This is a genomic window from Paenibacillus qinlingensis (assembly GCF_031455095.1).
GTDB classification, from domain to species: Bacteria; Bacillota; Bacilli; order Paenibacillales; family NBRC-103111; genus Paenibacillus_E; species Paenibacillus_E qinlingensis_A.
This window is the reverse complement of the sequence record NZ_JAVDSB010000001.1, coordinates 988,959-1,012,275: the sequence shown is the minus strand read 5'-3', so window position 1 is coordinate 1,012,275 and position 23,317 is coordinate 988,959. Positions and strand designations below refer to the sequence as shown.

Sequence of the window (23,317 nt, the reverse complement as noted above, 5' to 3'; positions counted from 1 at the left end):
GTACTGCGTATTTTATGATGAAATTACAAAAATGAATGAGTATTCATTCACCGATATTTGTATTCTAACACCGAGGTGATCTCCTTGACAAGTGGCAAAAAACCAGACAAGTATTATGCGATTCTCGAAGGCGCGTTAAAGGTATTTGCGGAAAATGGGTTTCATAAATCCCAAGTTTCGCGTATTGCCAAAGAAGCTGGCGTCGCGGATGGCACCATTTATCTCTACTTCAAGAAGAAGGAGGATATCTTAACTAGTCTTTTTCAAGAGAAGTTAGGCGAGCTTGTAGAGAAATTTAATCAGGCGGTTCGTGAAAGCACGAGCGCGAAGGATGCGTTGCGCAAAATTTGTGAAATTCATTTTAGCGAGCTGGAAAATAACATTCATATGGCTTACCTCACGCAAATTGAGCTTCGTCAAAGTGATTTGGAGCTTCGCAAAGAGATTGGTCTTGCCCTAAAGAGATATATTATCCTCATTGAAAATATATTAGAAAAAGGAAAGAATGACGGCAGCTTCCGTTCCAATCTGGATGTTAAGCTTGTGCGACTCCTGATTTTTGGCGGCATGGATGAAGTCGTTACCTCTTGGCTGATTTCTGGACAAAAATATTCGTTAACCGCACAGGTTGGTCCTACGCTTGATTTTTTCTTGAGAGGCATTGAGACGTAAGTATGGCTTCAAATCTGGCTTCAAAGTCCACCATTTCAAGTTCTTATTTCATGTATATTCAGGAGGGAGCCCCACTATGGACATTTTTGTATTAGTGAAGCAAACGTTTGATACTGAAGAGAAAATTGTCTTGCAAGGTGGCGTCATTCAAGAGGATGGCGCGAAGTTCGTCATTAACCCCTACGACGAGTATGCTGTCGAGCAAGCTATTCAGCTTCGCGATGAGCATGGCGGTAAAGTGACACTTCTATCGATCGGACCTGATCGCACAGCGGAAGCACTTCGAACCGCTCTTGCCATGGGTGCGGATGAGGCTGTCTTGATTACGGATGATCGGATTTTGGGCGATGAATTTGAAATTGCTGAGATTTTGGCCGCATATTTGCGAGAACAATCCGTCGACCTTTTGCTTGGTGGTAATTTCTCTGTCGATAACGGTGCTGGCCAAGTCGCCATACGACTTGCTGCATTGCTCGGACTCCCCCATGTAGCGTCGATCACAAAACTGGATATTTCCGGTAATGAAGCTGTCGTGCACCGTGATGCCGAAGGTGATATCGAAGTGATCGAGGTCCCTCTCCCTGCACTATTTACGGCGCAACAAGGCTTAAATGAACCAAGATATCCTTCTCTTCCTGGTATTATGAAGGCGAAGAAGAAACCATTCCAGCACTTAACCCTTGATGATATTCCAGGTTCAGATGCGATCCTAGCCAAAACAGCTCGACTGGCTTTGTCCCTTCCGCCAGAACGTCAAGCGGGTCGCATCCTCAAGGGCGAACTTCCTCACCAAGTGACTGAACTTGTTCAAGCACTGCGTAACGAATCCAAAGTGATCTAACTATTTATTTATTGGGAGGCTATAACGATGGCAAAACAATTTCTCGTAGTTGCAGAAGCTCGCAGTGGCAAGCTTCGTCAAGTATCCTTTGAGGCGTTACGTTCAGCGCAGCTATCTGCTGCCGATGGTGATACACTGGCTGCTGTCTTGATTGGCGGTGCAGGTACGAAAGCATTAGCTAGCGAACTTGCCGCTTATGGCGCAGAAGCCATTTATGTCGTAGAAGATCCGCAGCTTGAGAGCTATAGCTCGGAAGCCTATCTAAGTGCATTGCTTGCCGTTGCTGCAATTGCAGGACCGCAAGCACTATACTTCGGCCACACGGCTATCGGCCGTGATCTCGCACCTTTGGCCGCAGCGTCCCTCTCATCTGGCCAAATCTCTGACGTTACCGGCGTCGAGCGCAGCGGCGATAACGTCTCCTTCACACGACCGCTCTACGCAGGCAAGGCGGTCGAAAAGAAAGCGTTTACCGACCCTGACGCGCCATGGGTCGTCACCATAAGACCGAACAACATCGCAGCAACTGAGCCTGACGCTTCGCGTCAAGCACAGCTTATCGATGTTGCTTACCCCGCTCCCTCCCTGCGCAGCATCATCCGGGAGGTCGTGAAAAAAACGTCCGGCGCCATCGACTTGGCTGAAGCCAAGATCGTGGTCTCCGGCGGACGGGGCGTGCGCAGCGCCGATGGCTTCCAGCCGCTCGAAGAGCTGGCTGCCGTCTTAGGCGGCGCTGTTGGGGCTTCCCGCGGAGCCTGCGACGCGGGGTACTGCGAATACGCGATGCAGATCGGCCAGACCGGCAAGGTCGTGACGCCGGAAATATACATCGCGTGCGGCATTAGCGGCGCCATTCAACATCTGGCGGGGATGAGCTCTTCGCGCGTCATCATCGCCATCAACAAGGATGCGGAGGCGCCGATCTTCAAAGTGGCCGACTACGGCATCGTCGGCGATCTATTCGAGGTCGTGCCGCTGCTGACCGCGGAGTTTAAGAAGCTGCTGGCGTAGAACTGCAGACACAAGCGAGCCCCCTTTGCGCAATGCGAAGGGGGCTGCTTTCATCTCATTTTACGCCGAACAATGAGAATCGTCGCTCCAGTGATTCCGATGACTACTACGCCAGTCAGCGCGATCCAGATCGTTGGGTCTATCTGACCCGGATCTCCTTCCATCCGAACTTGTTCCGACGGAATTTTACCCACACCTAAAGCAGCAAGATCCTCTCGCGCTTGATCTAAACCTTTTGTCCGATCGCAAATGATAGTTACTAGTAATTCTTTATCTCCGTACATCGTTGAGGGATGAGCATAGACCAAATATTCCTTCCCTTTTTCGAAATTAAAGCCACAATCTCCACCACCACTTCCCGTATGAACAGTGATCTGAGATTCCGTACCGCCTTTCCATATACGGCTAACTTCGAATACCGCTGCTTTCGTCGAACCGCTCTTTGCGTTACTTTGCACCTTCACTTCAAGAACACGTCCAGCAAAAACAGCTTCCGAATGACTCAATTGTTCTTCGACCGTTTGCGGTTGGGCACATGAACACGCATAAGCTGTCGATGAATGGAATCCTGTCATGATCGTTAAACCGATGACCATCATCACAATCAAACTTAGTAATTTCCGCAACATGACTTCCCCTTCCTTTTTTATCCCACATACAACATTAGTTACTTACCTATTTCATAAACGTGCATGTTTCCCTAAATGTTTCAACCCTAGCAAAACAGATCTGCCACTTGTACTTCGTTCAACATTCCCCTATACTTTCAATACTTATCACTATTCCATGCTAGATGAAGGAGCCAACACAGATGCCAATATCCCCAAAAGATCTCGTCCAACAGTTCTTCCAACTCGTTCGTTCTGGCAAGCAGCCCGATGCCGCTCATGACCTCATGGCTGAACAAGTGCTAGCTCATCAAATGACCGCCGAAAATGAAACGACAGTTCATCGAACACCAGCGAATTATGCGGATCATGTGCGTGAGATGCTCGCCGCTTATGGCGCTTTTCAATTAGAAGTCCAGGAACTTCTCGCTCAAGAGAATCATGTCTATGTGCGGTGGAAGCAGACCGGTACGCATATCGGAGAGGTTGATGGCTACGCACCAACTGGCCACACGATTATCGAAATCGCTAGCGCCGTTTATCGTGTTGAGAATGAAAGAATCGTAGAATACTGGATTCAAATCGATCGCGAAGGCATTCGCAGACAACTTGAGCAAAATGCATCGTTATAAGCATGCAAAAGAAGCTGCTCCGAACTGGCTAGTTTCGGCCAAAAATCGGAACAGCTTCTCACCATTTTATTGTATATAACACATTCATGCTTAGACCTATTTGGCCATCCAACTATCCAACCTCGCAACAATGTCCCGCATCACCTCATCGCGGTTGATTTCATTCAACATCTCATGTCTTCCACCTGGGTACAGCTTATAGCTGATATCTTGAATCCCAAGCTTCTCGTAGCCGCGAATGAGTCTGCGCACACCTTTTCCCTGCCCACCAACCGGGTCTTCCTCCCCTGAAAAAATATAGATAGGAACATCCTTACGAATACGATTGACATGCTGCGGTTGATGAATTTCTTTCAGACCTTTAAAGAAATCTCTGAAATAACCAGAAGTGAAGATACCGCCGCAATAAGGGTCCTTCATATAAGCATCAACTTCATCTTCATCTCGACTCAACCAATCAAAGGCCGTACGATTCGGCTTGAATCTAGCGTTAAAGTTTCCGAAAGACAGCGCAGTCAGCATTAAGCTTCTAAAATGATCCCCGCGAATCGCTGCTTCAACAGTCGCAATCGCAATCCCTGCATGAAGCGCTGGGCCTTCTTTTCCATTTGAGCCCGACAACATAATCCCCTGCACGTGAGCCGGATAGCGCTCCATATAGGACACCATATAATACTGGGTTAAAAATGACCCCATACTGTGCCCTAGAATAAAAAGTGGCAGGTGATCTCGTTTATGTTCCTGTATAGGTAACTCGCTGTTATATTCATAGCGATTCCGAATCTGCATCGTAATTTGCCCCATGATATCAGCCATAGTATGGAAGCTGTCCTTGCCAAACTTGCCAACAGCATCGAGAGAGCCTGCCGTTTGTCCATGACCCAAGTGATCATTTGCATAAACGGCGTAGCCATTCTGTGTTAACACTACAGCTAAGCGTTCATATCTGGCAGCCGTTTCTGCCATTCCATGGGCAATTTGCACAAACCCCTTTATAACCACATCTGCCGAAGGAAGCCACTCGTACACATAGTGCTTGTTTCCCTGCGCATCTTCCCAAATAAAGTGCCCTTTACGCATAAGATTCTCCTTCCAAATCCGCTGTTCTCCCTCTTTAGTATACGCTTTCTTAGGAATGATAACAGCCCCCATTCCGAAGGAATGAGGGCCACCTGAATAAGTGCGATATGAAATTAAACTTTACTCTTTTGTTTGTTCGATTTCACAGCCTGCAAAGGCGTTTGAGACTGCGAGCTTGCCGGTGTTTCAAACCTTTTTCGTTCCGTTTTGTCGATCTGTGTAATCTTGCCATCGTGGACAACAATTTGCACAGATCCGTATTCTAAACCTTCTAATATTTGCTTAATTCGCTCTACCCATATTTCATCCAGCTCCAGTGGTTTCGCCATCCCCATGCCTCCAAGTCAATTTAAATTGTCCAATCATTCCACTCATTGTTTCGTTTATACATATAATTCAGCCAATCTCCTGTTTTCTGTAGCAATTCTGTCGTTGAGGGTGTCGTCGAGTACGTATGATTTGCTTGATACACGAGATCCAAGTCGCATTGACCTTCTTGACGCAGCCAAAACATCTTTTGATATAAAGGCGCATAATCAACGGGTATCGTTTCATCAGCAGTGCCATGGACAACAAAAACATCGCCACTAAACTTACGTAATTGCTCAAAAGGTTGATGCTGAGATAAAGATTCGAAGAATCGACTTGTTAGTTTATATCCATGATGATCGATCGAACCACCCAAAGGCAGCTTCTCATATTCGTTTTTGCCGACGATTCGCATAATATCGTTGTGTGGATGTGCAACAGCTGACCATAGAACTAAGGTTTTAACACGATGATCCTTCGCTGCCGTTAGAACTGCCGCGGCTCCACCTAAGCTATGTCCAAGTAGAATAACTCGACTCAGATCTACACAATCTATGGAAACACCATAATCAATGACTCGGCGAGTCTGCTCAATGAGGACATCTAGGCCACCTGCGCCATAATCCCCAGTGCTTTCACCACATCCGCCGTAATCAAAACGAAGAACTAGATAACCTTGCGCACTAAAAGAACGAGCTGCCTTAACAAAAAGCCGGTCCACACCGATTCGACTCCCAATAAATCCGTGACAAATGATAATTAAGGGCCAACGCTGACAATCGGCTTTAACCGCTGTGTGTTGCTGTGTAGGGTAATGTAATGTTGCGGCTAATTCGACATCTTCGCTTTGAATCGTGATGGCATGCTCCATGCTGGTAACTCCCTTTCTTTACTCATATTATTCTTATAAATTTACTCGGAATTAGAATGTAAACATATCTTAGCATGGCAAAATATTGGTGTCAATGCTCAATTCACATAATTATCCAAGCATTTATAAATACACCTTGTTCCTTTATCATTCCTAAAGTAGGAGAAATTTATGTTTCACTTTTTTATTATTTTTTCTTACTACTATATATGGCATAAAAACTTGACCTCACTTATTTTTTCCTAAATTAGTTATTGACAGAATAATCCTACCGCTGTTATAGTCATTTTAATAAAACCAAGTAAGTTGGTATGTTTTATGAGGATAGGTGGTGTTCCATGCAGAACAAGGTTTTCAAGGCGACGGTTCGATCCGTGCTTATAGGCTACTTAATTGTGTTTCTTCTAATCCCTATTGCCACCATCTATGTTAAAGGATTTTCATTAGGATGGGAGCCATTTTGGAAAGAAGTCACAGGACCTTTAGCATGGAAGTCAATTGTATTAACAGTTAAGCTCAGCATTATAGCAACAGTCATCCAAGCAATAATAGGAACGATTATCGCCTATGTACTTGTCAGATATCGTTTCCGAGGACAGAGTATCTTGAACAGCATGGTAGACCTCCCTTTCGCACTCCCAACCTCCGTTGCTGGATTAATGTTTCTAACGTTACTAGGTCCACAAAGTCCACTAGGATCTTGGCTAGACTCAGTAGGGATTAAACTTCTCTATAATCAAACAGCCATTGTGATCGGTCTCATCTTCGTTACTTTTCCCTTCGTGGTTCGAACGGTTCAACCGCTATTGGAGCAGATTGATCCAGCAGAAGAACAAGCAAGCTTTACACTAGGAGCAAACAAGTTCTATACGTTTTATCGCATCGTATTACCAGCGCTATTACCTGGTACGATTGCTGGCAGCATGCTCGCTTTTTCTCGATCACTTGCAGAATTTGGTGCCATTGCTTTAATCTCAGGTAATTTACCCGGGAAAACAATGGTGGCATCGGTCTATATATATGGTGAAACGCAGAACTACAATCCAGAAGGTGCAGCTGCTATCTCGCTAGTCCTCCTCACACTTTCCGTCCTGATTCTATGGGCAGTCCATATCGGGACACGCGGAAAGGGGCGAATAGCATGAGAAGATTACTGATCGGTATTTCTTTTTTAGTTATATTCCTACTAATCATATTGCCTTTCTTAGGGATAACATTTGGTGCATTTGAAGATGGTCCACGCGCTTTCCTAGATGCACTTACACGCACTGAAGCAATTCACGCACTGAAGATATCCGCCATCATTGTGGCCATTGTAACTATCCTTAACGCAATCATTGGCATTTATATTTCTTTAGAAATTGTTAGAGGATCATGGATTTCACGTTGGTTGAAACCAATCATTAATGCTCTAATCGATCTGCCGTTTGCTGTATCGCCTATCATTGTAGGTTTAATGGTTATTTTAATCTTCGGTCCAAACACAGCATTAGGTACATTCCTTGAAGACCATAACATGAAAATTGTTTATGCGATTCCAGGTATGGTGATTGCGACCATGTTCATCACTTTTCCTCTCATGGTACGTGAAGTCGTACCTTTACTGGAAGAGATCGGAACTCAGTCCGAAGAAGCTTCGGCAACTTTAGGTGCAGGACCACTGCGCACGTTCTTCCAAGTCACATGGCCGAGTATTCGATGGGGTGTCGTTTATGGGTTGATTTTGACCATCGCTCGTTCACTTGGTGAATTCGGATCCATTCTCGTTGTCTCAGGCAACATCATTAATCAAACACAAACAGCTACAACACTCGTATATCAAGATGCTGAGCAGTTCCAGCTCGTTGCTGCTAATAGTGTAGCTTTCGTATTAGGACTCATATCCATCACAATTTTGTTAGCGTTAGAGTGGTTGAAGCGCAGAAGCGAAGCAACGAGAACTCATGGAGGAGGATCCCCACATGCACATTGAAGTGACCAACTTAAATAAACATTACGGTGAATTTCATGCCATCAAAGATGTTAATTTCAAAATACAAGAAGGGCATCTTGTTGGATTGATTGGACCGAGCGGTGGCGGTAAAACCTCCATCCTGCGGATGTTGTCAGGACTTGAAAGTCCAACTGGCGGCGACATTTATTTCGATGGCAAGCTGGCTACGCATCTCCCTGTTCAGGAACGAGGCATTGGCTTCGTATTTCAAAGCTATGCGCTCTTCAAGCATATGACTGTATTTGATAACGTCGCTTATGGGCTCAAAGTGCTTAAGAAATCGAAGACAGAGATTCAAGATCGTGTTTCTTACCTGTTGAATTTAATGGGTCTTGCCGGTCATGAGCGCAAATATCCACACCAACTGTCTGGCGGCCAACGCCAACGGGTAGCATTCGCTAGAGCATTAGCACCCGAACCGCGGCTGCTCCTTCTCGACGAACCATTCGCCGCGATTGACGCCAAGATTCGTAAAGAACTTCGTGTCTGGCTGCGAAATCTCATCAGCGAATTTAAAGTCACGACGCTTTTCGTTACGCATGATCAGGATGAGGCGATCGAAGTCGCAGATGAAATCATTTTGGTCCAAGGCGGAAAAATCGAACAGCAAGGAAGTCCATGGGAAATTTACACGAAACCCGCTTCCCCTTTCGCCGCTTCCTTTATTGGTGAGTCCAATGTGCTATCCTCCTATTCGCCGCTTGTCGGATTCCCAACTCTTGCTGATCTTCAACAAGATGGCAAATGGTATCCTGATGTGAATGTACTTATTCGACCTGAGAATATCGAAGTTCGTCCACACAACGTCAGTCATCTGGCGACGGCTGGCGAAAAAGGTAAAGTAACACATGTTCACTTCCGCGGAGATTCCTGGTATTTGGAAATGGATACCGGTCAATTTAAGCTTTTCGCTTATCAGCCCGTGAAAGATCGTATCTATCAAGTTGGCGATGAAGTCAACATCCTGATCCATCAGATTTCTGTATTCACCCAATCAGGTACAACCTGGATTGATAATCAGGCGAAACAAGATCCACAGCCTGTCTTCATATAATTTTTGAAAAAATAATCTTTAGACAAGAAGGGGAGTTGTTAACCATGAAAAAATTTAAATCTCTTGGACTCGTTACTGCAGCCTTATTCACAGCAAGTATTACCCTGACAGCTTGCGGATCAGGCACAACGAAACCGGCCAGCTCAAGCGCTCCGACGGCCGCTGCAACGACCGCTGCAAGTTCAGCACCCAAAACCGAAGGCGGTAAAGTTACCATCACAATCGGAGCCTACTCCATCCTAAAAGATTCTTTTGAAGTGATCCTGCCTAAATTTAAAGAAGATTATAAAAAGAAAACAGGTACGACCGTTGAATTCCAAGAATCCTATGTCGCTTCTGGCTCACAAGCAACAGCTATCATTCAAGGCTTTGAAGCGGACATCGCTCCTCTCTCTCTCGAAGGCGATATTCAAAAAATCGTGGAAAAAGGTCTAATCACACATGACTGGAAAAACACACCGCAAAAAGGTTTCGTCACAACGTCTATCGCTGCTATTGGTGTTCGTGAAGGGAATCCTAAAGGAATTAAGGATTGGTCTGATTTGACAAAGCCAGGCGTTGAAGTTCTGATCCCGAACCCTAGCACATCTGGCGGTGCGAAATGGGACATTAATGCGGTTTATGGAGCTGGTCTCAAAATCTCCGAAGCGGCTGGTAAACAGGATCCTGCCGTAGCGAAAGATCTTGTAGCTAAAATCTACAAAAACATTAAAGTTCTCGATAAGAGTGGCGCTGATTCTCTAACTACTTTCGATAAAGGTGTTGGCGACGCGATCATTACTTATGAGAATGAGCTTATTGCTCGTATCCAAACTGGCAAAAAATATGTAGAAGTGGTTCCACAATACACAACTTCCATTGAGAATCCAGTTGCTATTATTGATAAATATGTAGATAAGCACGGTAACCGCGAAGCTGTTCAAGCGTTCTATAACTACCTCTTCTCTGCTGATGCTCAAAAAGTTTTTGCTGATAAAGGTTTCCGTTCAGTTCTTCCAGAAGTAGCTAAGCAATATGAGAAAAATTACACAACACCAGCTGGACTATTCAATATCGAATACCTTGGCGGTTGGGATAAAGTAAACAAAGAACTTTACGGTAAAGGCGCAATTTGGGAAACTATTCTCGCTGAAGGCGGAGCTAAGTAATCTATGAATTGCAATACAAGAAGACCCTCAGAGCTGCTCTGGGGTCTTCTTTCTTTTGAATCACAGGCTACTTCGTACCTTTAACTTGCTCTGGATATTTAATCCGCTTCAACTCCGCCACAATAATGATCGTAATAATTACCAGCATAAACCAGGAGCTAATTTTACCCCAATGGACAATTCGCCAAGAAATTTCTTGATCTGGATAACGCCAAGCACCAAGAAAAGTCGAAATATTTTCAGCTAGCCAAATAAAAAAAGCGACTAACATAAACGAAAGGATTGTGTGCATGCGATACGTTTTGGTTATTACCGTAAAACGAATATGCGATTTGTAAAACAGAATCACGATTAAGGCTATGAGAACCCATCGAATATCATAGGCAAAATGATGAGTGAAAAAATTGGTATAGATACTTACCGACAAAATAATGGCAAACGATGTTCGAGGCCAATGGATCAGATGCAAATCAAATCGTTTCCAAGCCTGACACACATAACTGGAGACACTGGCGTACATGAAGCCGCTGTACAGGGGAACTCCCCCTATTTTGGTCCAGCCTTCCTCCGGATAAGACCACGAGCCCATGTGCACTTTATATAACTCGAGCCCGAGTCCAATAATGTGAAACACCGTGATAACCTTGAGTTCATCCACACTTTCCAGCTTCATCCAAACTAAGACAATTTGAGCAAGAATGCATACGAGTAAAATGAAATCATAGCGATGCAAGAATGGTAACGTTAGAACTTTGGATACCGCCAATGTCAAAAATATGACAACCGGAAAAATACAGCATAACGCTTGCTTCCAACCGAATAGGAGAAAATCCTTCACATGTTCGCTCTTCATTCTGTCTCCTGTGACTCATTGGATTTCATATATTTGACCTCAGAATGATTCACATTAACCAACGCTTCATCCACAAGAGAGTCATCTTGTTTGTTTATCTTTTGCCGCCAAATTTCATTGCCTCTGTACCATTTATTATCTTTTTGATAGAACTCATGATTTTTCTCTTTCACTCGATAGCTAAAAGTCAGCTCCGAATCGCTGTATATTGCACCTTCTAAGTACTCTTCCGATACACGAAGATGAAATTGAAATCGGTAAGGAGTAGGATTATAAAATTGCAAATCCAGGTAGTTATAGAACACACTCGTCCCCGTCCCAAATGGAATTACCCTACGATCATCCGGGAATAGATCAAAGCTATGATGGTGTCTCTCCTTAATATCCAGCGGCGTATGTAAGGCTAACCAATACAGCATATTAGCTAACTGACAAAGCCCTCCCCCGGTTCCTACACGCACCTCGCCATATGACAGCATAAGGCCTTCAATATAGCCTTTCTCCTTGCTAGTCACACCGATAAGCTTCCAGAAAGAGAACGTTTCCCCAGGATGTATCACTACCCCATCTACGTGCTTCAATGCGATTTTCAAATTCACGATTTTATTTTCTTGTAAAATAGGATCCGTATACCCGAGAACACGACGTAAAATCGATTTATGCTTCTTCAGTGTATAAGTAAGCCTCTGAGAACTGCTGCCGGATACAAATGTGATTCTCGGGTTCCAATTCATCATGTGTCTTTTGAGAATCAGCTGTTTAACTCGGAGCCGGTATAAGTATGGAAACTGCTTGCCTATTCGTTGTTTCATCGTAACCAAATCCACGATTTGTTCATCCTTATCTTTGACAATGACATGTAGGAAGCTTTTCCTCTTCCATTTGACTTTCTATAGAACCAAAAAGTTCTAGGGTTACAAATCTTTTCGTTCCCAAAGCCTCTTAACACCCACTAAAGTAAGATCATGAAATTCCATCCGATAAATATCCGGCATCGAAGTTGTCTCCCAGAACTTATAATCATAACTTGGATCAAAATAATTCATGATTAAAGTCATGATGTCGCCGTGCGTACCAATCACCACGTTTAACCCTTTATGTACCGTCAAAATATGTTTGATAACGGTGATTGCTCTGTCTTGTGCCTCTTGGCTCGACTCCCCCTCTAGATAGGAGAACTGAAAGTCATCATAGACTTGTTGCTTGGCTAACTTAAAATTGATCTCCTCAAAATCACCCATAGTTCGTTCTCTCAAATCCTCATAGGTACGAATTTCTCTATTACCGGCAGCTGCTTTAATCGTTTGAACAGCACGCTCATATGGACTCGATAGAAATACATCAATGTCTACCTTATCCAAGATCGCTTTAACGGTTAATGCATCCTCTAGCCCCTTATTCGTAAGCCCTCTTTCCCTCTCCCTATTAGCGATATAGAGAGATTCTGCGTGTCTGACAACATATATTTGCGTTTTCATCATAGTCCCCTTCTGGTCAAAGCCAACTAGTCATTATGAACCTTCCTTCACTACTATTCAATAGCTACCCAATTATTCCTTCCTTTTCCAAATGGAAAAAGCAGCCCCCCACAAGGGGAGCTGCTAGCATAAACATTATAAGTTGGACGTCTTATAAACGGTTTTCTTTGCGTAGCTTGCGGGCAGTAAATCGCGCTTCCGCTGATTCGAACAATCGCTTCTCTTCATCCGATTCCGCAATAATGCTCGGCACGGGACACGGCTGTCCTTGCTCGTCTAAAGCGACAAATGTAAGGAACGAGGTAGCTGTGTGTTTCTTCTCACCGGTCAATAAGTTCTCCGACTCAATCTTCACGTAGACCTCCATCGAACTGCGGTGCGTCCACGTTACGAATGCTTCCAACTGAATAGCTTCACCAAGCTTCACTGGGGCAAAGAAATCCAAACTGTCACTCGACGCGGTGACGACGCTCTTCCGACAATGACGCATAGACGCAATTGTTGCTACTTTATCTATATACTGCATAACACGACCACCAAACACGGTGTTATGGTAGTTCGTGTCCGCTGGTAAAATAATTTCTGTCAACACGGTTCGAGACAGTCTTGCTGCTTTGGGTTCCATAGTGGTTGCCTCCGGATGATGACCTCAGACAGCTAGGGCTACTGCAGTCATACTAATTTTTAGTTGTAGTTTAATGTGAGCTTACTAGCGGCTTCTTTTGCAAGGCTCCGCGCCTCTTCCACAGTTTCTCCTGAACTTAGTGCAACTGCCATACGACGACCAACTTTGGTTTCTGGCTTGCCAAACACTCTAACTTGCGTATTAGGCACAGATAACGCTTCATCAATACCACTAATAGTGTATTCAACTTGCTCACGATCTGCCTTAAGTGTGTAGCTGGCTCCTGGTGTTAATAGGCGAATGCCTGTAATTGGGAACCCAAGAATAGCTCTTGCATGCAGTGCAAACTCGCTTAAATCTTGCGTAGCCATCGTTACCATTCCTGTATCATGTGGGCGCGGTGATACTTCACTGAAATACACGCCATCTGCCGTCAGGAATAGTTCAACACCATATAACCCATGTCCGCCAAGTGCGTCCGTAATCGTTTTGGCCATGTGCTGAGCATCTATGATTTGCTGCTCCGACATCGTGTGCGGCTGCCAAGATTCGATGTAGTCGCCATCCTTTTGAATGTGACCGATAGGCTCGCAGTAGGTTGTTCCGGATACGGAACGGACCGTCAATAATGTAATTTCGGATTCGAAATGGATAAATTCTTCGACGATCACTCGAGCGTTTTTGGCACGACCGCCTTCCATCGCAATGTTCCAAGAAGCTTCTACACCCTCAGGCGTGCGGCAAACGCTTTGTCCTTTACCAGACGAGCTCATGATCGGCTTGATCACGCAAGGTGTCCCAATGACCGCAACAGCTGCATGCAACTCTTCAAGACTGTTAGCAAATTCATATTTAGCCGTGCGCAAGCCCAATGTTTCGGAAGCTAGTCGACGAATCCCTTCTCTGTCCATCGTCAAACGAGAAGCGGTCGCTGTCGGGATTACACGGTAGCCTTCCTTCTCTAAGTCAACTAGAACGGAAGTCGCAATCGCTTCAATCTCAGGCACGATAAGATCAGGGCGTTCTTGTTCGATAATCGAACGAAGCTGCTCGCCATCCAACATAGAAATGACATGGCTGCGATGTGCAACCTGCATAGCTGGCGCATTCGCATAACGATCAACAGCAATCGTCTCAATACCAAGACGCTGTGCTTCAATGATGACTTCTTTACCTAGCTCACCCGAGCCAAGCAGCATAATTTTTTTGGACTTGTTGGATAAAGGTGCACCGTACATAAGATGAAAAGCCTCCTAAAGGTATGATGAGTTTAATTAAACTTGATAATTGTGTATGTAATACCTCCGATAATTGTCGGAGTATGGCGAAATTTACCTAGAATGACCCTGATCTATTGTACTGGATTTTGAGGGCAAAAGATAGATGAGATCTTGGCAAAAGCTTGATAAGATCAGGGATTTAGGAGAGAAAAGTAATAAATCCGATTAATTAACTGGAGTTTATGACGTTATTTGGTATCCTATAAACATTTGAAATTTAGAACAACCGGAAACTTCTGCAACTCGAGATAACTTATCGCTTCCATGACATAAAGATAAACCTCATTTGTAAAATAGCGTTATGAAAACATCTTATTTATTAGTTTAGTAGAGAATACGGGAGAATAACGTTATAGAATAGAGTTATTTCACTCTAAATGGATAAATTTCACTCCATTTGGTCGAAATAGCGTTATTTCGTAATGCTATATTTTCACAGAACATGTATATGTAGCAAATAACGTTATGGCACACCTTTATTTGAAATCGCATGTGACCGTACCTTTTAAGGAGAGACAACCTCCTCTGAAACTAACAATATTTATAAACATTCACTAAGTTGCATGTTCATTAAGCATCGATTCATTAATCGACAGTCTCGGTTTTCCAGTTAAAGGTCGGGTGAGCATGTTAAGTAATCAAGTACTGATTGACTTCAGCAAAAGCTTGCGTAATATCGGCACGAGCTGTTCATGCAGCTCCTCGACATGTGGCACAACGATGCTGCTGCGCCCATACATATTGCGCATTGCGTTCCGCTGTGTCTCATGCACGGTGCCATTGGCGAGAAACACGCTGATCACCTCGACACCTAGGCGTCTAGCTTGGAGGACGGCTTCATGCGTATCCAGGATACCGACATCATTGTAATTGGCTGCCGAAGGCTCCCCATCCGAGAATACGAGGAGGATACGTTGCCGCTCTGTGCGCCGCAGCAGCCGCTTCGTCATCTCGCGAATGGCAAAGCCATCGCGATTGTCTTGCTGCGGCTCTAACTGCATCAGAGCCGCACCGCTAGAGGCCGCGAGGCAGGAGTCGAAGTCCAGCGCAACCTGAAACAGGTTCGGTGCCTCCTGCTCTGTGACGCGGTCTGCGTCTTCCCAGAATCCCACAATTTCATGGGGGATTCTGAGATTTTGGAGCGTCTCGTGGAATAACACGAGACCGAGCTTGGTTTCGTCCATTTTGTCATACATGGACGCTGAGCAGTCAACGAGCAGCGCGAACGCGGCGTCGAGCTGTGGTACTGGCGCGCGCTTCTTATAGAAGAGGCGTGGCCGCTCTTGCGTAACGGCTCGCGTAAGCCGCTTATCGAGCCGCCCGAACAGGCGGTCGCCGCGCGGGGCGATCCGCTTCTGCTCCAGCGTGCGCCGTATCGCACGCTGCAAGGGCTTCGCGAGCGGCGCTGCGCGCTCGCTCAGGCGCCTGAACCCGTCCTCCTGCGCAGCAGTAGGACGTTCAGGCGCCAGCCAGGTCGCCGTCGCATACGCGGCGACCTCGGCTTCCCCGTGCCCCGCGGACGCGGGCACGGAAGTGCCTTGGCGCCGCTCAGCGGCGGCGCCGGTGCGCTGGGCGCGCTGCGAGCGGCCCTGGGTGATGGCGAGCGCCTGGTCGGCAGCATCGCCCTCACGGGGCGCAGAGCCCTGTGCGGCGGTGCGTGCGCCGCGCTCCAGCTCGAACCGCAGCAGCCCAGGGCTGCGGTCGCTGCTCTCGCGGTGCCAAGTCGGCAGCCGCTCTTGGCCGGGTAATTGACGCTCCCCTTCTTGCTTAGGGAGCACATCCTCATTCGCAAGCCGCTTCGCGCGCTTCAGCTCGCCTTTGTAATCCGCAGCCAAAGGCGTCGCGATTCCGCTTCCCTGCTGCGTCCAAAAATACGCAGAAGCTGCATCTCGTTCAAGCCACGCAGACAGCATGTTGTGCATCCGTTCGCACAAAACCGCAACATCAGCTGTATGCGCCGCCTCTTCCACTTGCTCTAACAAATCGTAAAGCCCAGGCAGATGGCTGGATAACTCACTCCCGATTGAAGAATCTGGCAACTCCTGCTGCCACGCCTTTCCAGTAAACCAACCATAGACCAGTAGCAGTGCAGCATCAGCCAACTCCGCCTTACCGATATGTGTTCGAAGTTTATGAAAGAAATATCCACTTAAAATGCGATGCCGATGTACGAACACAGCTCCCGTACCTGGACGTTGACTACGACAAATCCGCTCTAAGCGCATATCCTCACAAAGGGCAAATAAACTATTGGCCAGCTTGGGGAACTTAGCCTGCGTACAATAGTGAAGGTAGGCAGTGACAGCCTCACTCCCTGTAAACCAGGCACTGCCTAGACAACGCAGATACACATCGCTTTTCATGCCTGCTGTTTTGTCACGCAACGGATAGTCCCACCAGAATTGGCTCACTGTCATCTGCCTAGCTGACTCATCATAATGCGCGTGATAAGCTGCTTCCACTTCAAGCTTACCGCGTTTCGTAAATAACCGTGCCAAATCCACCAACTGCATATGCAGCATGGCATCGATTTTATCATCCAGACGGCTTAGGCTTCCTACGAACATTGCGTTACAGTAACGTTTCAGCTGTATTGAGTACGGCTGCACGTTCCCTTTCATCCTCTAACTTATCTGCGATTGCTCGGGTCACTGCTCTCATCGGAGGAATATATGCCGCCAAATCACAGGCATCTAACAGCGCTCGTATCGATCCCGCTTCATCCGGCAACTGTCCCATCTCAATAAGAGAAAGCAGATCAGCTGAGAGCTGTACAAAAGTGCGAATCAGCTTCTCATCACGTAAAACAGAACGACTTTGTAATAACTGGAACAAGAGCTCGCCTTGCAGATAGGGGACATCAATGGTTACGAAACGATTTTTCAGCGCTTCATTTAAAGGCACCGTACCTATGTATCCCTCATTAATTGCTGCAACAACTCTAAAATTCGGATGTGCCGTAATCACTTCGCCTGTAAAAGGATTAGTAATTGATCGGCGGTGATCCAATACACCATTTATTAATGGGAGTGTTTCTGGCTTGGCCATATTGATTTCGTCAATATAGAGCAGGTGTCCCTTCGTCATTGCTTTCATAATTGGTCCTGGGATGAACGCAATTCCACTTCTGCCCTGTTCATCATGCGTCAATGTTTTAAAGCCTAGCAAAGCCTCTGCATCTAAATCCGTGGAACAATTCACACTGTGCATGGGTAGGTTGAACACGGATGAAACATGCTCAGCTAGTTTCGTTTTACCCGAGCCTGTCGGTCCCTTCAGCAGCACATTTTTGCCTAAGAAAAGTGAAAGAATTGCATCCGTAAGCAGCTCCTCTGTCGGTGCTTCATAGGCAGCTGAGCCAATCAACTTATAATCCTCTGTTGTATGTACAATCCGGTTAAGCTCTCCTAAATAGGAATGAACTTCTTGCGGTAACCCATCTATCTTCAATACTCCTGACATCATCGCGTAATTATCCTTTCCTGAGTGCATATTCTCTAACTATTATCAGGAAACCGCGAATTGTCAAGCTTCTCAAGTGAGCCAAGGCTCCTCGATAACCGCATGTGCGTAAAAAGAAATGGCTTCACCACAAGAAGGACAACTTGGTTTGGAAGGAAAATCGTTGTATAGCTGTGCCAGACTATAGGCCGTTTCATAATTGATTGCGACCATCACATCCTCTTTATGTACATACTCGCAAATTCGCGAGCTGCAGTAGGCACGAACCTTATATTTATTACTCATGGGCTGCTATTAAACGTATAATGCACCATCGTATTAAACTCATATAGGTACGTATCCATACGTTTATTTTTTTGCTGTTGCCTGTCATAGTACATCATCCGATTGACAAAAAGCTCATTCGAGGAGATATACACCTTCGAATCCGGATAAACCCTCTTGATCACGTGTCGAATGGCATTCATGCTCTCCGAAGACATGGGTTTCGCTGTGACCCAGTCCATCTGCGCACCAACGCCTGAACCAAATAATCCCGCTTCTGTTGCTGGATCATTATTTTTGCTTAACTCCTTGGCTTTCTCGTTATCACGTTTATCCTGCCGCTCCCCTAGATCAACAGCCACATAAATATTCGTATCCGTCATTGCAATGGAGGCCCCGCCAAGATGTGTCTCCTGCATCACCTGATCTGCCAATTCTCGGTTCATGGAAAGATACGTGTTCTGGTGTTGTGGGTTGTCTGCTTTGCCCAATTGAGTTTCTGTTAAATGCTCCGCTTGACTACCGCTAATGGCATCCGACGAATTCATCTTCAACTTGCCACTGCCGGAATCTGATAAACCAACGCTTTGAATCGACACCGATGCTTTCTCTAGTTGATTTGAAGGTGCCGCTGAACACCCTGTTAAACCGACGAGTGCAGCCGTCATGATGACTGACATTTTCACAGCTTTCATCGTCATTCCCCCTATATTTTCTCTATCATGTACTAGTTATTTGGAAGTCCATCTGCTTCCTTTGTATACGCAATTAGCGCAATTTCGTACCCTAATTCCTCTTTCATACGAGATTCCAAATTGCGAAGTTCTTGCATCAATTCTTCATGAATGTCCAAATTCGCAAAATGATACGAGGCCATACCCATGTTTAGTCCCCCTTTCTAATCAGCTATTGACACTAGTGTTAATATGGACCAATTGCCTTATTTTTACTAAACATAACGTGAAAGATCTTAGCTGCTATCCCCTTTATGCCCGAAACTCGTTGGAAAAATGCGGTTATTCCGCACTTTTCCGCATTTTTCCCCTTTACAAATGAAAAAACTCCACAAAAGCTGCAGAATCGCAGTTTTATGGAGCAAATATACAAACGTATTTATTTGGAAAATTTACGCTTTTATCGCTTTTTATTCGCCTTTCTTTCGTGTCTCATCCATGTCTTCTAACAATTTACGAACAGCTTCCGGATCCACATTACCTTGATCATGAAAAGCTCGGAGTTTCTTAAGTAAATCTGCTGCAATAGCCTCATCTTCGATTTGTTGAGCTTCATGAGAAGGATCAAACCAGATGTAGAAGCCCTCGGGACCATTTCGTAAAAAGGATGCTTTCCAATGTTCTGGGTAGGCATATCCTTGCTCGCCAAAAATCATGCCAAGAACATCATCGTTATCAATAGGCATTAAATAGTGAAAAGATTCAGGTTCTCCCGTATTCGAGAAATCACGATGCATGTAGGCGTAATGCAAATAATGTTCCCCGGTCTCTGAATCCTTGGATACTTCATACAGATCTAACTCTGTTTGAAGCAGCTCCTTCACAGAAATAATTCGTGCTGCTATTGTCTCTGCTGAAATTCTCTGTTGCTGAGTTAAAGATGCTTCCATTGACCCACCTCCTATCTTGAAGCGATTACCCTGCAGGTATATTGGACTACGACTACGAATCTGATCTTCGGGTGGATTCCACTAAGGTATCACGCAAAGAGCGTTTAGGCAGTTTCCATTTGTAGTTAACTGAGAACATGCGCAGAATGATGATAAGTGCAAATAGAATGGCTAACTGCCATGTGCCCTGTGACCAACCTAGCCCAACTAATGCTCCCGCTAACATACCCCAGACCGCATAAATTTCATCTTTGAGCACTAGCGGCTTCCGACCTGCCAGCACATCGCGGACCATCCCTCCGCCAATGCCTGTTAAGACCGCCGCGACGATAATAGCGCTTAATGGGTGCCCCATATTCGTGGCATAGAGCGCTCCTTGGATTGCAAAGGCTGCAAGACCAATCGCATCGAAGAAAGCTTCCCACGTCTTCCACATTCGAATATATTTCACTGGCATCAAGAAAACAACCGTCATGGCAAACAAGGCGATTTGAAAATACATGCCTTGCTCCCATAACAGTACGATTGGTTTCCCAATCAACAAGTTACGGATGATCCCTCCACCAAATGCGGTCACAAGACCAAGTACATATACACCTAGAATATCGTATTCCTCTTCCATCGCGACAATCGCACCACTAACTGCGAAGGCAATCGTACCGATGATACTAAATAACTCCCAGTTCACTTGCTTTGCAGCCCCTGTCTACTCGATGTCCCAGTTCAATTTCACTTCATCGCCTGTTTGCGACGAACGGTAAATCGCATCTAGGATCAAATTATTCGTGTAGCCCGTCATCACAGACGTTATCGGCTGAGAGCCGCTTGCGATACTGGACAAGAAATGCTGTACCATACGTGCACGTGGATCATCATTCGCAGCTGGTGCTGAAAGCTCTGTCTCTACGATGCGATCGAATTTTTCTGCAAAAAGCTTACCTTTCGCACCTTTCAAATAGGCTCCGCCTTCTGAGCCCAGCAATTGGACAACAGGTAAATTATCCGTTTCAAGGAGCCCCGCCCAACTAACATCCAAGGAAAGTGTTGCCCCATTTTCAAACTTTATTAAGGCAGTAGCTAAATCCTCAACATCAAATGTACCTTGCCAATTCGGCGCCCCCCAAGTCCCAATCCCTTGCTTACGTGGTCCGAACTCTGCATACGTTGATCCATATACGGAAACCGGTTTGGGATTCCCCATCAAATACAGGGTTAAATCTAACATATGTACACCTAAATCAATCAGAGGACCGCCGCCTGATTTGTCCATTTGGGTAAACCATGTTCCCCAGCCTGGAATGCCTTTACGTCTGAGATAGCTCGCTTTTGCATGATAAATGTGACCAAGTGCGCCTTTCTCCACCTGCTCTTTAACCGCAATCGAGGATGCTTCCCATCGCATTTGATGCGGGATCATGAGAATCTTTCCTGCCTTACGCTCCGCTTCAACTATTTGACGTGCTGACGCCAAATCAATGGCCATCGGCTTCTCCAGCATGACATGTTTACCCGCTTCTAACGCTTGCACGGCAAGTGGCGCATGCCACTCATTCGATACAGCAATGACAACTGCATCAATCGTAGGGTCTGCTAACAATTTATCTGAATTCGCATATACCTGCTCAATGTTGTGTTCTTTTGCTCTTGTTTCAGCAAGCGGCAAATAAGCATCCGTTACTCCCGCAAGTTGAGCCCCAGCTATGTTTTTGAACGTCCCCATATGCACGTTTCCGATGTTTCCGGCTCCGATAATGCCTATGCGAGTTGGTTTTGCTTCTGTCATTTCTATGACCCTCCAGAACCTGTTAGAATACAATCTTATCTATTATAAATGGGGTTAACTTTCCCCGCAACCACGAATCTGACCCGCAAAAATTTATCTTATCGGAACTAGCCCTGTAGCGCTATTATTCACATATAATAAATTGCTCAAACTTTTTTAATAGTTGCACGCAAACATATTTAACATTTGAAATGTATCCTAGAACAAGTAAGTCGTAAGCATTCAGAAGTATTCGTGTAAAGGAGGGCTTAACATGCAAGCAAACACGATCCGATTCAAAAATAAATCGATCCCTGTGATGAATTTTACTCATAAACGTTCCCAAATGGAGTTACTTTCAACGAAATTGAAGGAATATGAGTTGCATTTTGAATTCCGCAGAAAATTAAAAATGATCTCGATGATCGAGATCATTGGTGATGTAGCCATTTTTAAATACAATGATGGCACCAAGCTGTACCTAGAAGTTTCCTAATTGGACGGTGGAAAATATTCTTTACTCAGCTGATCAAGCTCCTGCAGAGAGCGTCGGGCCCACGCTTCCATGTCCGACAGCTTATCCATCTGAGCCATTAGCGCTCTCTTCAGAGACACTTGGTAATCTGGTACCTCACCCGCATAAGCACGAATCGTTGCCATTGGCATTAATGCAATCTCTTGATGGGATAATGCCCTTCTTTGATGAAAAAAAGCGACACTTGGATCCATCGGATTATGTAAATCTCCTTGTGTAGGATGATCCTTCACAGCTAGAATGCGGACTGCCGCTTTCATACTGGAGGTTATCTCAACAACTTCACCGAAATAAACCCCTGTTTTATATTCTGCAACAACACGGTCTCCGACTTGAAAACTCATGATATACACAACTCCTATTCTTGTTCTATTAATGGCATAAGCCTACGATATAGCTCATCCACGGATTGCATCCGATAGATCATTTCTTTTTCTTTTCCTTGTTCAATGATGACAACACACGGGACACTAGCGATTCGCCATTCTTGACTGACCTGTGGCAGAAAATTAATGTTGCATTTGACAAGCGGCAGCTTTGGCTTCATCGCCAGAATAATATTCAGCATTCGCTCTGTTACTTTGCATGTCCCACAAAGCGGCGTATACATAAAAACAGCGAAGGGTTTCTCGTTAACTTGATTTACTTTGCTTAACAATTCTTGCTGGTTTAATTCTTGCATGGCTTATAATGACCCTCTTCCATCCAACCATACCAAGCTTTCGAAGGCATAATCGATCAAATCAGAAAAGTCATCGAGGTGGCTCTCATCAATTTTGCGACCAAAAGATAACGTAATCAGATTGCGATATTCCTCGGGTTGTTCCCCATATAAATAGGAAATTTGCTGTGTAATTCGCGGGCGCTGTTCCCAAATCGCATTCAATTGCGCTTCAATCATTGGGCAATCCAGTTCCGGATCATTCACGATCGTGTGAAGTTTAATTAACAGTGTACAACCTGGCTTAGCCGTAGGATTCTCTAGAATTTCAGCTGCCAAGTCGCTTAAATGAACATGCAAGTAGATTTCAGCTTGGCTAGGAAGTCCTAATTTCCTTGCAAACTCAATGGCAAATGTGCGAGACATCGACGACAAGTCAATCAGATCTTCTCTTCGTGTTATGATGATTTTACCTTCCAAATCCAAATCGTAGACGGCTCCTTCGAGCACGACTTTGATATTGTCATAGATCGTTGGATCAAACATCCCCACAC

At 45.3% G+C, this 23,317-nt stretch carries 28 protein-coding genes; 9 read left to right on the top strand and 19 right to left on the bottom strand.

The genetic code is table 11. The annotated features are described in order from the left end of the window. Window positions 1-84: 84 nt before the first annotated feature. The 3 genes from J2736_RS04540 (at window position 85) to J2736_RS04530 (ending at window position 2,524) form a co-directional block, all read left to right on the top strand. Window positions 85-672, top strand: a complete 588-nt coding sequence (locus J2736_RS04540) for a TetR/AcrR family transcriptional regulator (RefSeq protein WP_310223958.1) — start codon at window positions 85-87, stop codon at window positions 670-672. A 76-nt stretch (window positions 673-748) separates the two neighbouring features. Further along, window positions 749-1,513, top strand: coding sequence for an electron transfer flavoprotein subunit beta/FixA family protein (locus J2736_RS04535; protein WP_310223956.1), 765 nt, complete (start codon window positions 749-751; stop codon window positions 1,511-1,513). Between the two features lie 27 nt (window positions 1,514-1,540). Continuing rightward, complete coding sequence (locus J2736_RS04530; protein ID WP_310223954.1) at window positions 1,541-2,524, top strand: electron transfer flavoprotein subunit alpha/FixB family protein; 984 nt, start codon at window positions 1,541-1,543, stop codon at window positions 2,522-2,524. A gap of 50 nt (window positions 2,525-2,574) precedes the next feature. Here the strand turns inward: J2736_RS04530 and J2736_RS04525 are convergent, their stop codons facing one another. After that, the gene (locus J2736_RS04525; RefSeq protein ID WP_310223951.1) at window positions 2,575-3,153 is read right to left on the bottom strand and encodes a hypothetical protein; all 579 of its coding nucleotides are present in this window, start codon (window positions 3,151-3,153) and stop codon (window positions 2,575-2,577) included. Between the two features lie 182 nt (window positions 3,154-3,335). Between J2736_RS04525 and J2736_RS04520 the strand changes: the two genes are divergently transcribed. Then, window positions 3,336-3,764: an ester cyclase gene (locus J2736_RS04520; protein WP_397340157.1), complete on the top strand. Its 429-nt coding sequence runs from the start codon at window positions 3,336-3,338 to the stop codon at window positions 3,762-3,764. Window positions 3,765-3,860: 96 nt separating this feature from the next. On the opposite strand, the gene J2736_RS04515 is transcribed toward J2736_RS04520, so the two are convergent. The 3 genes from J2736_RS04515 to J2736_RS04505 form a co-directional block, all read right to left on the bottom strand. Further along, a complete protein-coding gene (locus J2736_RS04515; RefSeq protein WP_310223949.1) occupies window positions 3,861-4,844 on the bottom strand; it encodes an alpha/beta fold hydrolase in 984 nt (327 codons plus the stop codon). Window positions 4,845-4,957: 113 nt separating this feature from the next. Further along, window positions 4,958-5,173, bottom strand: coding sequence for a YezD family protein (locus J2736_RS04510; RefSeq protein WP_310223948.1), 216 nt, complete (start codon window positions 5,171-5,173; stop codon window positions 4,958-4,960). Window positions 5,174-5,193: 20 nt separating this feature from the next. Then, entirely contained in the window at window positions 5,194-6,024 is an 831-nt protein-coding gene (locus tag J2736_RS04505; protein WP_310223946.1) for an alpha/beta hydrolase family protein, read from the bottom strand. A gap of 338 nt (window positions 6,025-6,362) precedes the next feature. Between J2736_RS04505 and cysT the strand changes: the two genes are divergently transcribed. Genes cysT through J2736_RS04485 form a run of 4 tightly spaced genes read left to right on the top strand, consistent with a single transcriptional unit; the run spans window position 6,363 to window position 10,219 of the window. After that, window positions 6,363-7,169 (top strand): sulfate ABC transporter permease subunit CysT, encoded by an 807-nt coding sequence (gene cysT / locus J2736_RS04500; protein WP_310223944.1) that lies wholly within the window; start codon window positions 6,363-6,365, stop codon window positions 7,167-7,169. Continuing rightward, a complete protein-coding gene (locus J2736_RS04495) occupies window positions 7,166-7,996 on the top strand; it encodes a sulfate ABC transporter permease subunit (RefSeq protein WP_310223942.1) in 831 nt (276 codons plus the stop codon). The genes cysT and J2736_RS04495 overlap by 4 nt, the downstream gene beginning before the upstream one ends. Then, window positions 7,986-9,071 (top strand): ABC transporter ATP-binding protein, encoded by a 1,086-nt coding sequence (locus J2736_RS04490; protein ID WP_310223940.1) that lies wholly within the window; start codon window positions 7,986-7,988, stop codon window positions 9,069-9,071. Before J2736_RS04495 ends, J2736_RS04490 begins: the two co-directional genes overlap by 11 nt. A gap of 44 nt (window positions 9,072-9,115) precedes the next feature. Beyond that, window positions 9,116-10,219, top strand: coding sequence for a sulfate ABC transporter substrate-binding protein (locus J2736_RS04485; protein WP_310223938.1), 1,104 nt, complete (start codon window positions 9,116-9,118; stop codon window positions 10,217-10,219). Between the two features lie 67 nt (window positions 10,220-10,286). On the opposite strand, the gene J2736_RS04480 is transcribed toward J2736_RS04485, so the two are convergent. From J2736_RS04480 to J2736_RS04425, 12 genes are all read right to left on the bottom strand, one after another. Next, window positions 10,287-11,072 carry a DUF817 domain-containing protein gene (locus tag J2736_RS04480; RefSeq protein ID WP_310223936.1) on the bottom strand — a complete coding sequence of 262 codons (786 nt, stop codon included), beginning with the start codon at window positions 11,070-11,072 and terminating at the stop codon, window positions 10,287-10,289. Beyond that, entirely contained in the window at window positions 11,069-11,884 is an 816-nt protein-coding gene (locus J2736_RS04475) for a VanW family protein (protein WP_310223934.1), read from the bottom strand. Before J2736_RS04475 ends, J2736_RS04480 begins: the two co-directional genes overlap by 4 nt. 102 nt (window positions 11,885-11,986) lie before the next feature. Beyond that, entirely contained in the window at window positions 11,987-12,553 is a 567-nt protein-coding gene (locus tag J2736_RS04470; protein ID WP_310223932.1) for a histidine phosphatase family protein, read from the bottom strand. Between the two features lie 148 nt (window positions 12,554-12,701). After that, complete coding sequence (locus J2736_RS04465; RefSeq protein ID WP_310223930.1) at window positions 12,702-13,175, bottom strand: acyl-CoA thioesterase; 474 nt, start codon at window positions 13,173-13,175, stop codon at window positions 12,702-12,704. Between the two features lie 59 nt (window positions 13,176-13,234). Further along, window positions 13,235-14,413, bottom strand: a complete 1,179-nt coding sequence (gene purT, locus J2736_RS04460; RefSeq protein ID WP_310223929.1) for a formate-dependent phosphoribosylglycinamide formyltransferase — start codon at window positions 14,411-14,413, stop codon at window positions 13,235-13,237. Window positions 14,414-15,093: 680 nt separating this feature from the next. Next, window positions 15,094-16,977 carry a nitric oxide reductase activation protein NorD gene (locus J2736_RS04455; RefSeq protein WP_310223927.1) on the bottom strand — a complete coding sequence of 628 codons (1,884 nt, stop codon included), beginning with the start codon at window positions 16,975-16,977 and terminating at the stop codon, window positions 15,094-15,096. A 49-nt stretch (window positions 16,978-17,026) separates the two neighbouring features. Continuing rightward, on the bottom strand, window positions 17,027-17,917 hold the full coding sequence (locus tag J2736_RS04450; RefSeq protein ID WP_397340222.1) for an AAA family ATPase: 891 nt from the start codon (window positions 17,915-17,917) through the stop codon (window positions 17,027-17,029). Window positions 17,918-18,198: 281 nt separating this feature from the next. Beyond that, on the bottom strand, window positions 18,199-18,876 hold the full coding sequence (locus J2736_RS04445) for a YhcN/YlaJ family sporulation lipoprotein (protein WP_310223923.1): 678 nt from the start codon (window positions 18,874-18,876) through the stop codon (window positions 18,199-18,201). Window positions 18,877-18,908: 32 nt separating this feature from the next. Then, window positions 18,909-19,064, bottom strand: coding sequence for a hypothetical protein (locus J2736_RS04440; protein ID WP_310223921.1), 156 nt, complete (start codon window positions 19,062-19,064; stop codon window positions 18,909-18,911). A gap of 261 nt (window positions 19,065-19,325) precedes the next feature. After that, entirely contained in the window at window positions 19,326-19,805 is a 480-nt protein-coding gene (locus J2736_RS04435; protein ID WP_310223919.1) for a hypothetical protein, read from the bottom strand. Window positions 19,806-19,857: 52 nt separating this feature from the next. Beyond that, on the bottom strand, window positions 19,858-20,493 hold the full coding sequence (locus tag J2736_RS04430) for a trimeric intracellular cation channel family protein (RefSeq protein ID WP_310223916.1): 636 nt from the start codon (window positions 20,491-20,493) through the stop codon (window positions 19,858-19,860). 18 nt (window positions 20,494-20,511) lie between these two features. Further along, on the bottom strand, window positions 20,512-21,588 hold the full coding sequence (locus J2736_RS04425) for a Gfo/Idh/MocA family protein (protein WP_310223914.1): 1,077 nt from the start codon (window positions 21,586-21,588) through the stop codon (window positions 20,512-20,514). 253 nt (window positions 21,589-21,841) lie between these two features. Here J2736_RS04425 and J2736_RS04420 point away from each other — a divergent pair, with 253 nt between their 5' ends. Then, entirely contained in the window at window positions 21,842-22,063 is a 222-nt protein-coding gene (locus tag J2736_RS04420; RefSeq protein ID WP_056621044.1) for a hypothetical protein, read from the top strand. Here J2736_RS04420 and kapB read toward each other — a convergent pair. The 3 genes from kapB to J2736_RS04405 are packed head-to-tail and all read right to left on the bottom strand — an operon-like array spanning window position 22,060 to window position 23,309. Next, on the bottom strand, window positions 22,060-22,446 hold the full coding sequence (gene kapB, locus J2736_RS04415; RefSeq protein ID WP_310223910.1) for a kinase-associated lipoprotein KapB: 387 nt from the start codon (window positions 22,444-22,446) through the stop codon (window positions 22,060-22,062). The genes J2736_RS04420 and kapB overlap by 4 nt on opposite strands. A 14-nt stretch (window positions 22,447-22,460) precedes the next feature. After that, window positions 22,461-22,784: a thioredoxin family protein gene (locus J2736_RS04410; RefSeq protein WP_310223908.1), complete on the bottom strand. Its 324-nt coding sequence runs from the start codon at window positions 22,782-22,784 to the stop codon at window positions 22,461-22,463. 3 nt (window positions 22,785-22,787) lie between these two features. Further along, on the bottom strand, window positions 22,788-23,309 hold the full coding sequence (locus J2736_RS04405; protein ID WP_310223906.1) for a hypothetical protein: 522 nt from the start codon (window positions 23,307-23,309) through the stop codon (window positions 22,788-22,790). Between the last annotated feature and the right edge of the window lie 8 nt (window positions 23,310-23,317).

Coding starts and splice junctions, on each gene's coding strand:
- J2736_RS04535 (WP_310223956.1), top strand. CDS start 749: ATGGACATTTTTGTATTAGTGAAGCAAACGTTTGATACTGAAGAGAAA.
- J2736_RS04530 (WP_310223954.1), top strand. CDS start 1,541: ATGGCAAAACAATTTCTCGTAGTTGCAGAAGCTCGCAGTGGCAAGCTT.
- J2736_RS04525 (WP_310223951.1), bottom strand. CDS start 3,153: ATGTTGCGGAAATTACTAAGTTTGATTGTGATGATGGTCATCGGTTTA.
- J2736_RS04520 (WP_397340157.1), top strand. CDS start 3,336: ATGCCAATATCCCCAAAAGATCTCGTCCAACAGTTCTTCCAACTCGTT.
- J2736_RS04515 (WP_310223949.1), bottom strand. CDS start 4,844: ATGCGTAAAGGGCACTTTATTTGGGAAGATGCGCAGGGAAACAAGCAC.
- J2736_RS04510 (WP_310223948.1), bottom strand. CDS start 5,173: ATGGCGAAACCACTGGAGCTGGATGAAATATGGGTAGAGCGAATTAAG.
- J2736_RS04505 (WP_310223946.1), bottom strand. CDS start 6,024: ATGGAGCATGCCATCACGATTCAAAGCGAAGATGTCGAATTAGCCGCA.
- cysT (WP_310223944.1), top strand. CDS start 6,363: ATGCAGAACAAGGTTTTCAAGGCGACGGTTCGATCCGTGCTTATAGGC.
- J2736_RS04495 (WP_310223942.1), top strand. CDS start 7,166: ATGAGAAGATTACTGATCGGTATTTCTTTTTTAGTTATATTCCTACTA.
- J2736_RS04490 (WP_310223940.1), top strand. CDS start 7,986: ATGCACATTGAAGTGACCAACTTAAATAAACATTACGGTGAATTTCAT.
- J2736_RS04485 (WP_310223938.1), top strand. CDS start 9,116: ATGAAAAAATTTAAATCTCTTGGACTCGTTACTGCAGCCTTATTCACA.
- J2736_RS04480 (WP_310223936.1), bottom strand. CDS start 11,072: ATGAAGAGCGAACATGTGAAGGATTTTCTCCTATTCGGTTGGAAGCAA.
- J2736_RS04475 (WP_310223934.1), bottom strand. CDS start 11,884: ATGAAACAACGAATAGGCAAGCAGTTTCCATACTTATACCGGCTCCGA.
- J2736_RS04470 (WP_310223932.1), bottom strand. CDS start 12,553: ATGATGAAAACGCAAATATATGTTGTCAGACACGCAGAATCTCTCTAT.
- J2736_RS04465 (WP_310223930.1), bottom strand. CDS start 13,175: ATGGAACCCAAAGCAGCAAGACTGTCTCGAACCGTGTTGACAGAAATT.
- purT (WP_310223929.1), bottom strand. CDS start 14,413: ATGTACGGTGCACCTTTATCCAACAAGTCCAAAAAAATTATGCTGCTT.
- J2736_RS04455 (WP_310223927.1), bottom strand. CDS start 16,977: ATGCTGCATATGCAGTTGGTGGATTTGGCACGGTTATTTACGAAACGC.
- J2736_RS04450 (WP_397340222.1), bottom strand. CDS start 17,917: ATGTCAGGAGTATTGAAGATAGATGGGTTACCGCAAGAAGTTCATTCC.
- J2736_RS04445 (WP_310223923.1), bottom strand. CDS start 18,876: ATGAAAGCTGTGAAAATGTCAGTCATCATGACGGCTGCACTCGTCGGT.
- J2736_RS04440 (WP_310223921.1), bottom strand. CDS start 19,064: ATGGGTATGGCCTCGTATCATTTTGCGAATTTGGACATTCATGAAGAA.
- J2736_RS04435 (WP_310223919.1), bottom strand. CDS start 19,805: ATGGAAGCATCTTTAACTCAGCAACAGAGAATTTCAGCAGAGACAATA.
- J2736_RS04425 (WP_310223914.1), bottom strand. CDS start 21,588: ATGACAGAAGCAAAACCAACTCGCATAGGCATTATCGGAGCCGGAAAC.
- J2736_RS04420 (WP_056621044.1), top strand. CDS start 21,842: ATGCAAGCAAACACGATCCGATTCAAAAATAAATCGATCCCTGTGATG.
- kapB (WP_310223910.1), bottom strand. CDS start 22,446: ATGAGTTTTCAAGTCGGAGACCGTGTTGTTGCAGAATATAAAACAGGG.
- J2736_RS04410 (WP_310223908.1), bottom strand. CDS start 22,784: ATGCAAGAATTAAACCAGCAAGAATTGTTAAGCAAAGTAAATCAAGTT.
- J2736_RS04405 (WP_310223906.1), bottom strand. CDS start 23,309: ATGTTTGATCCAACGATCTATGACAATATCAAAGTCGTGCTCGAAGGA.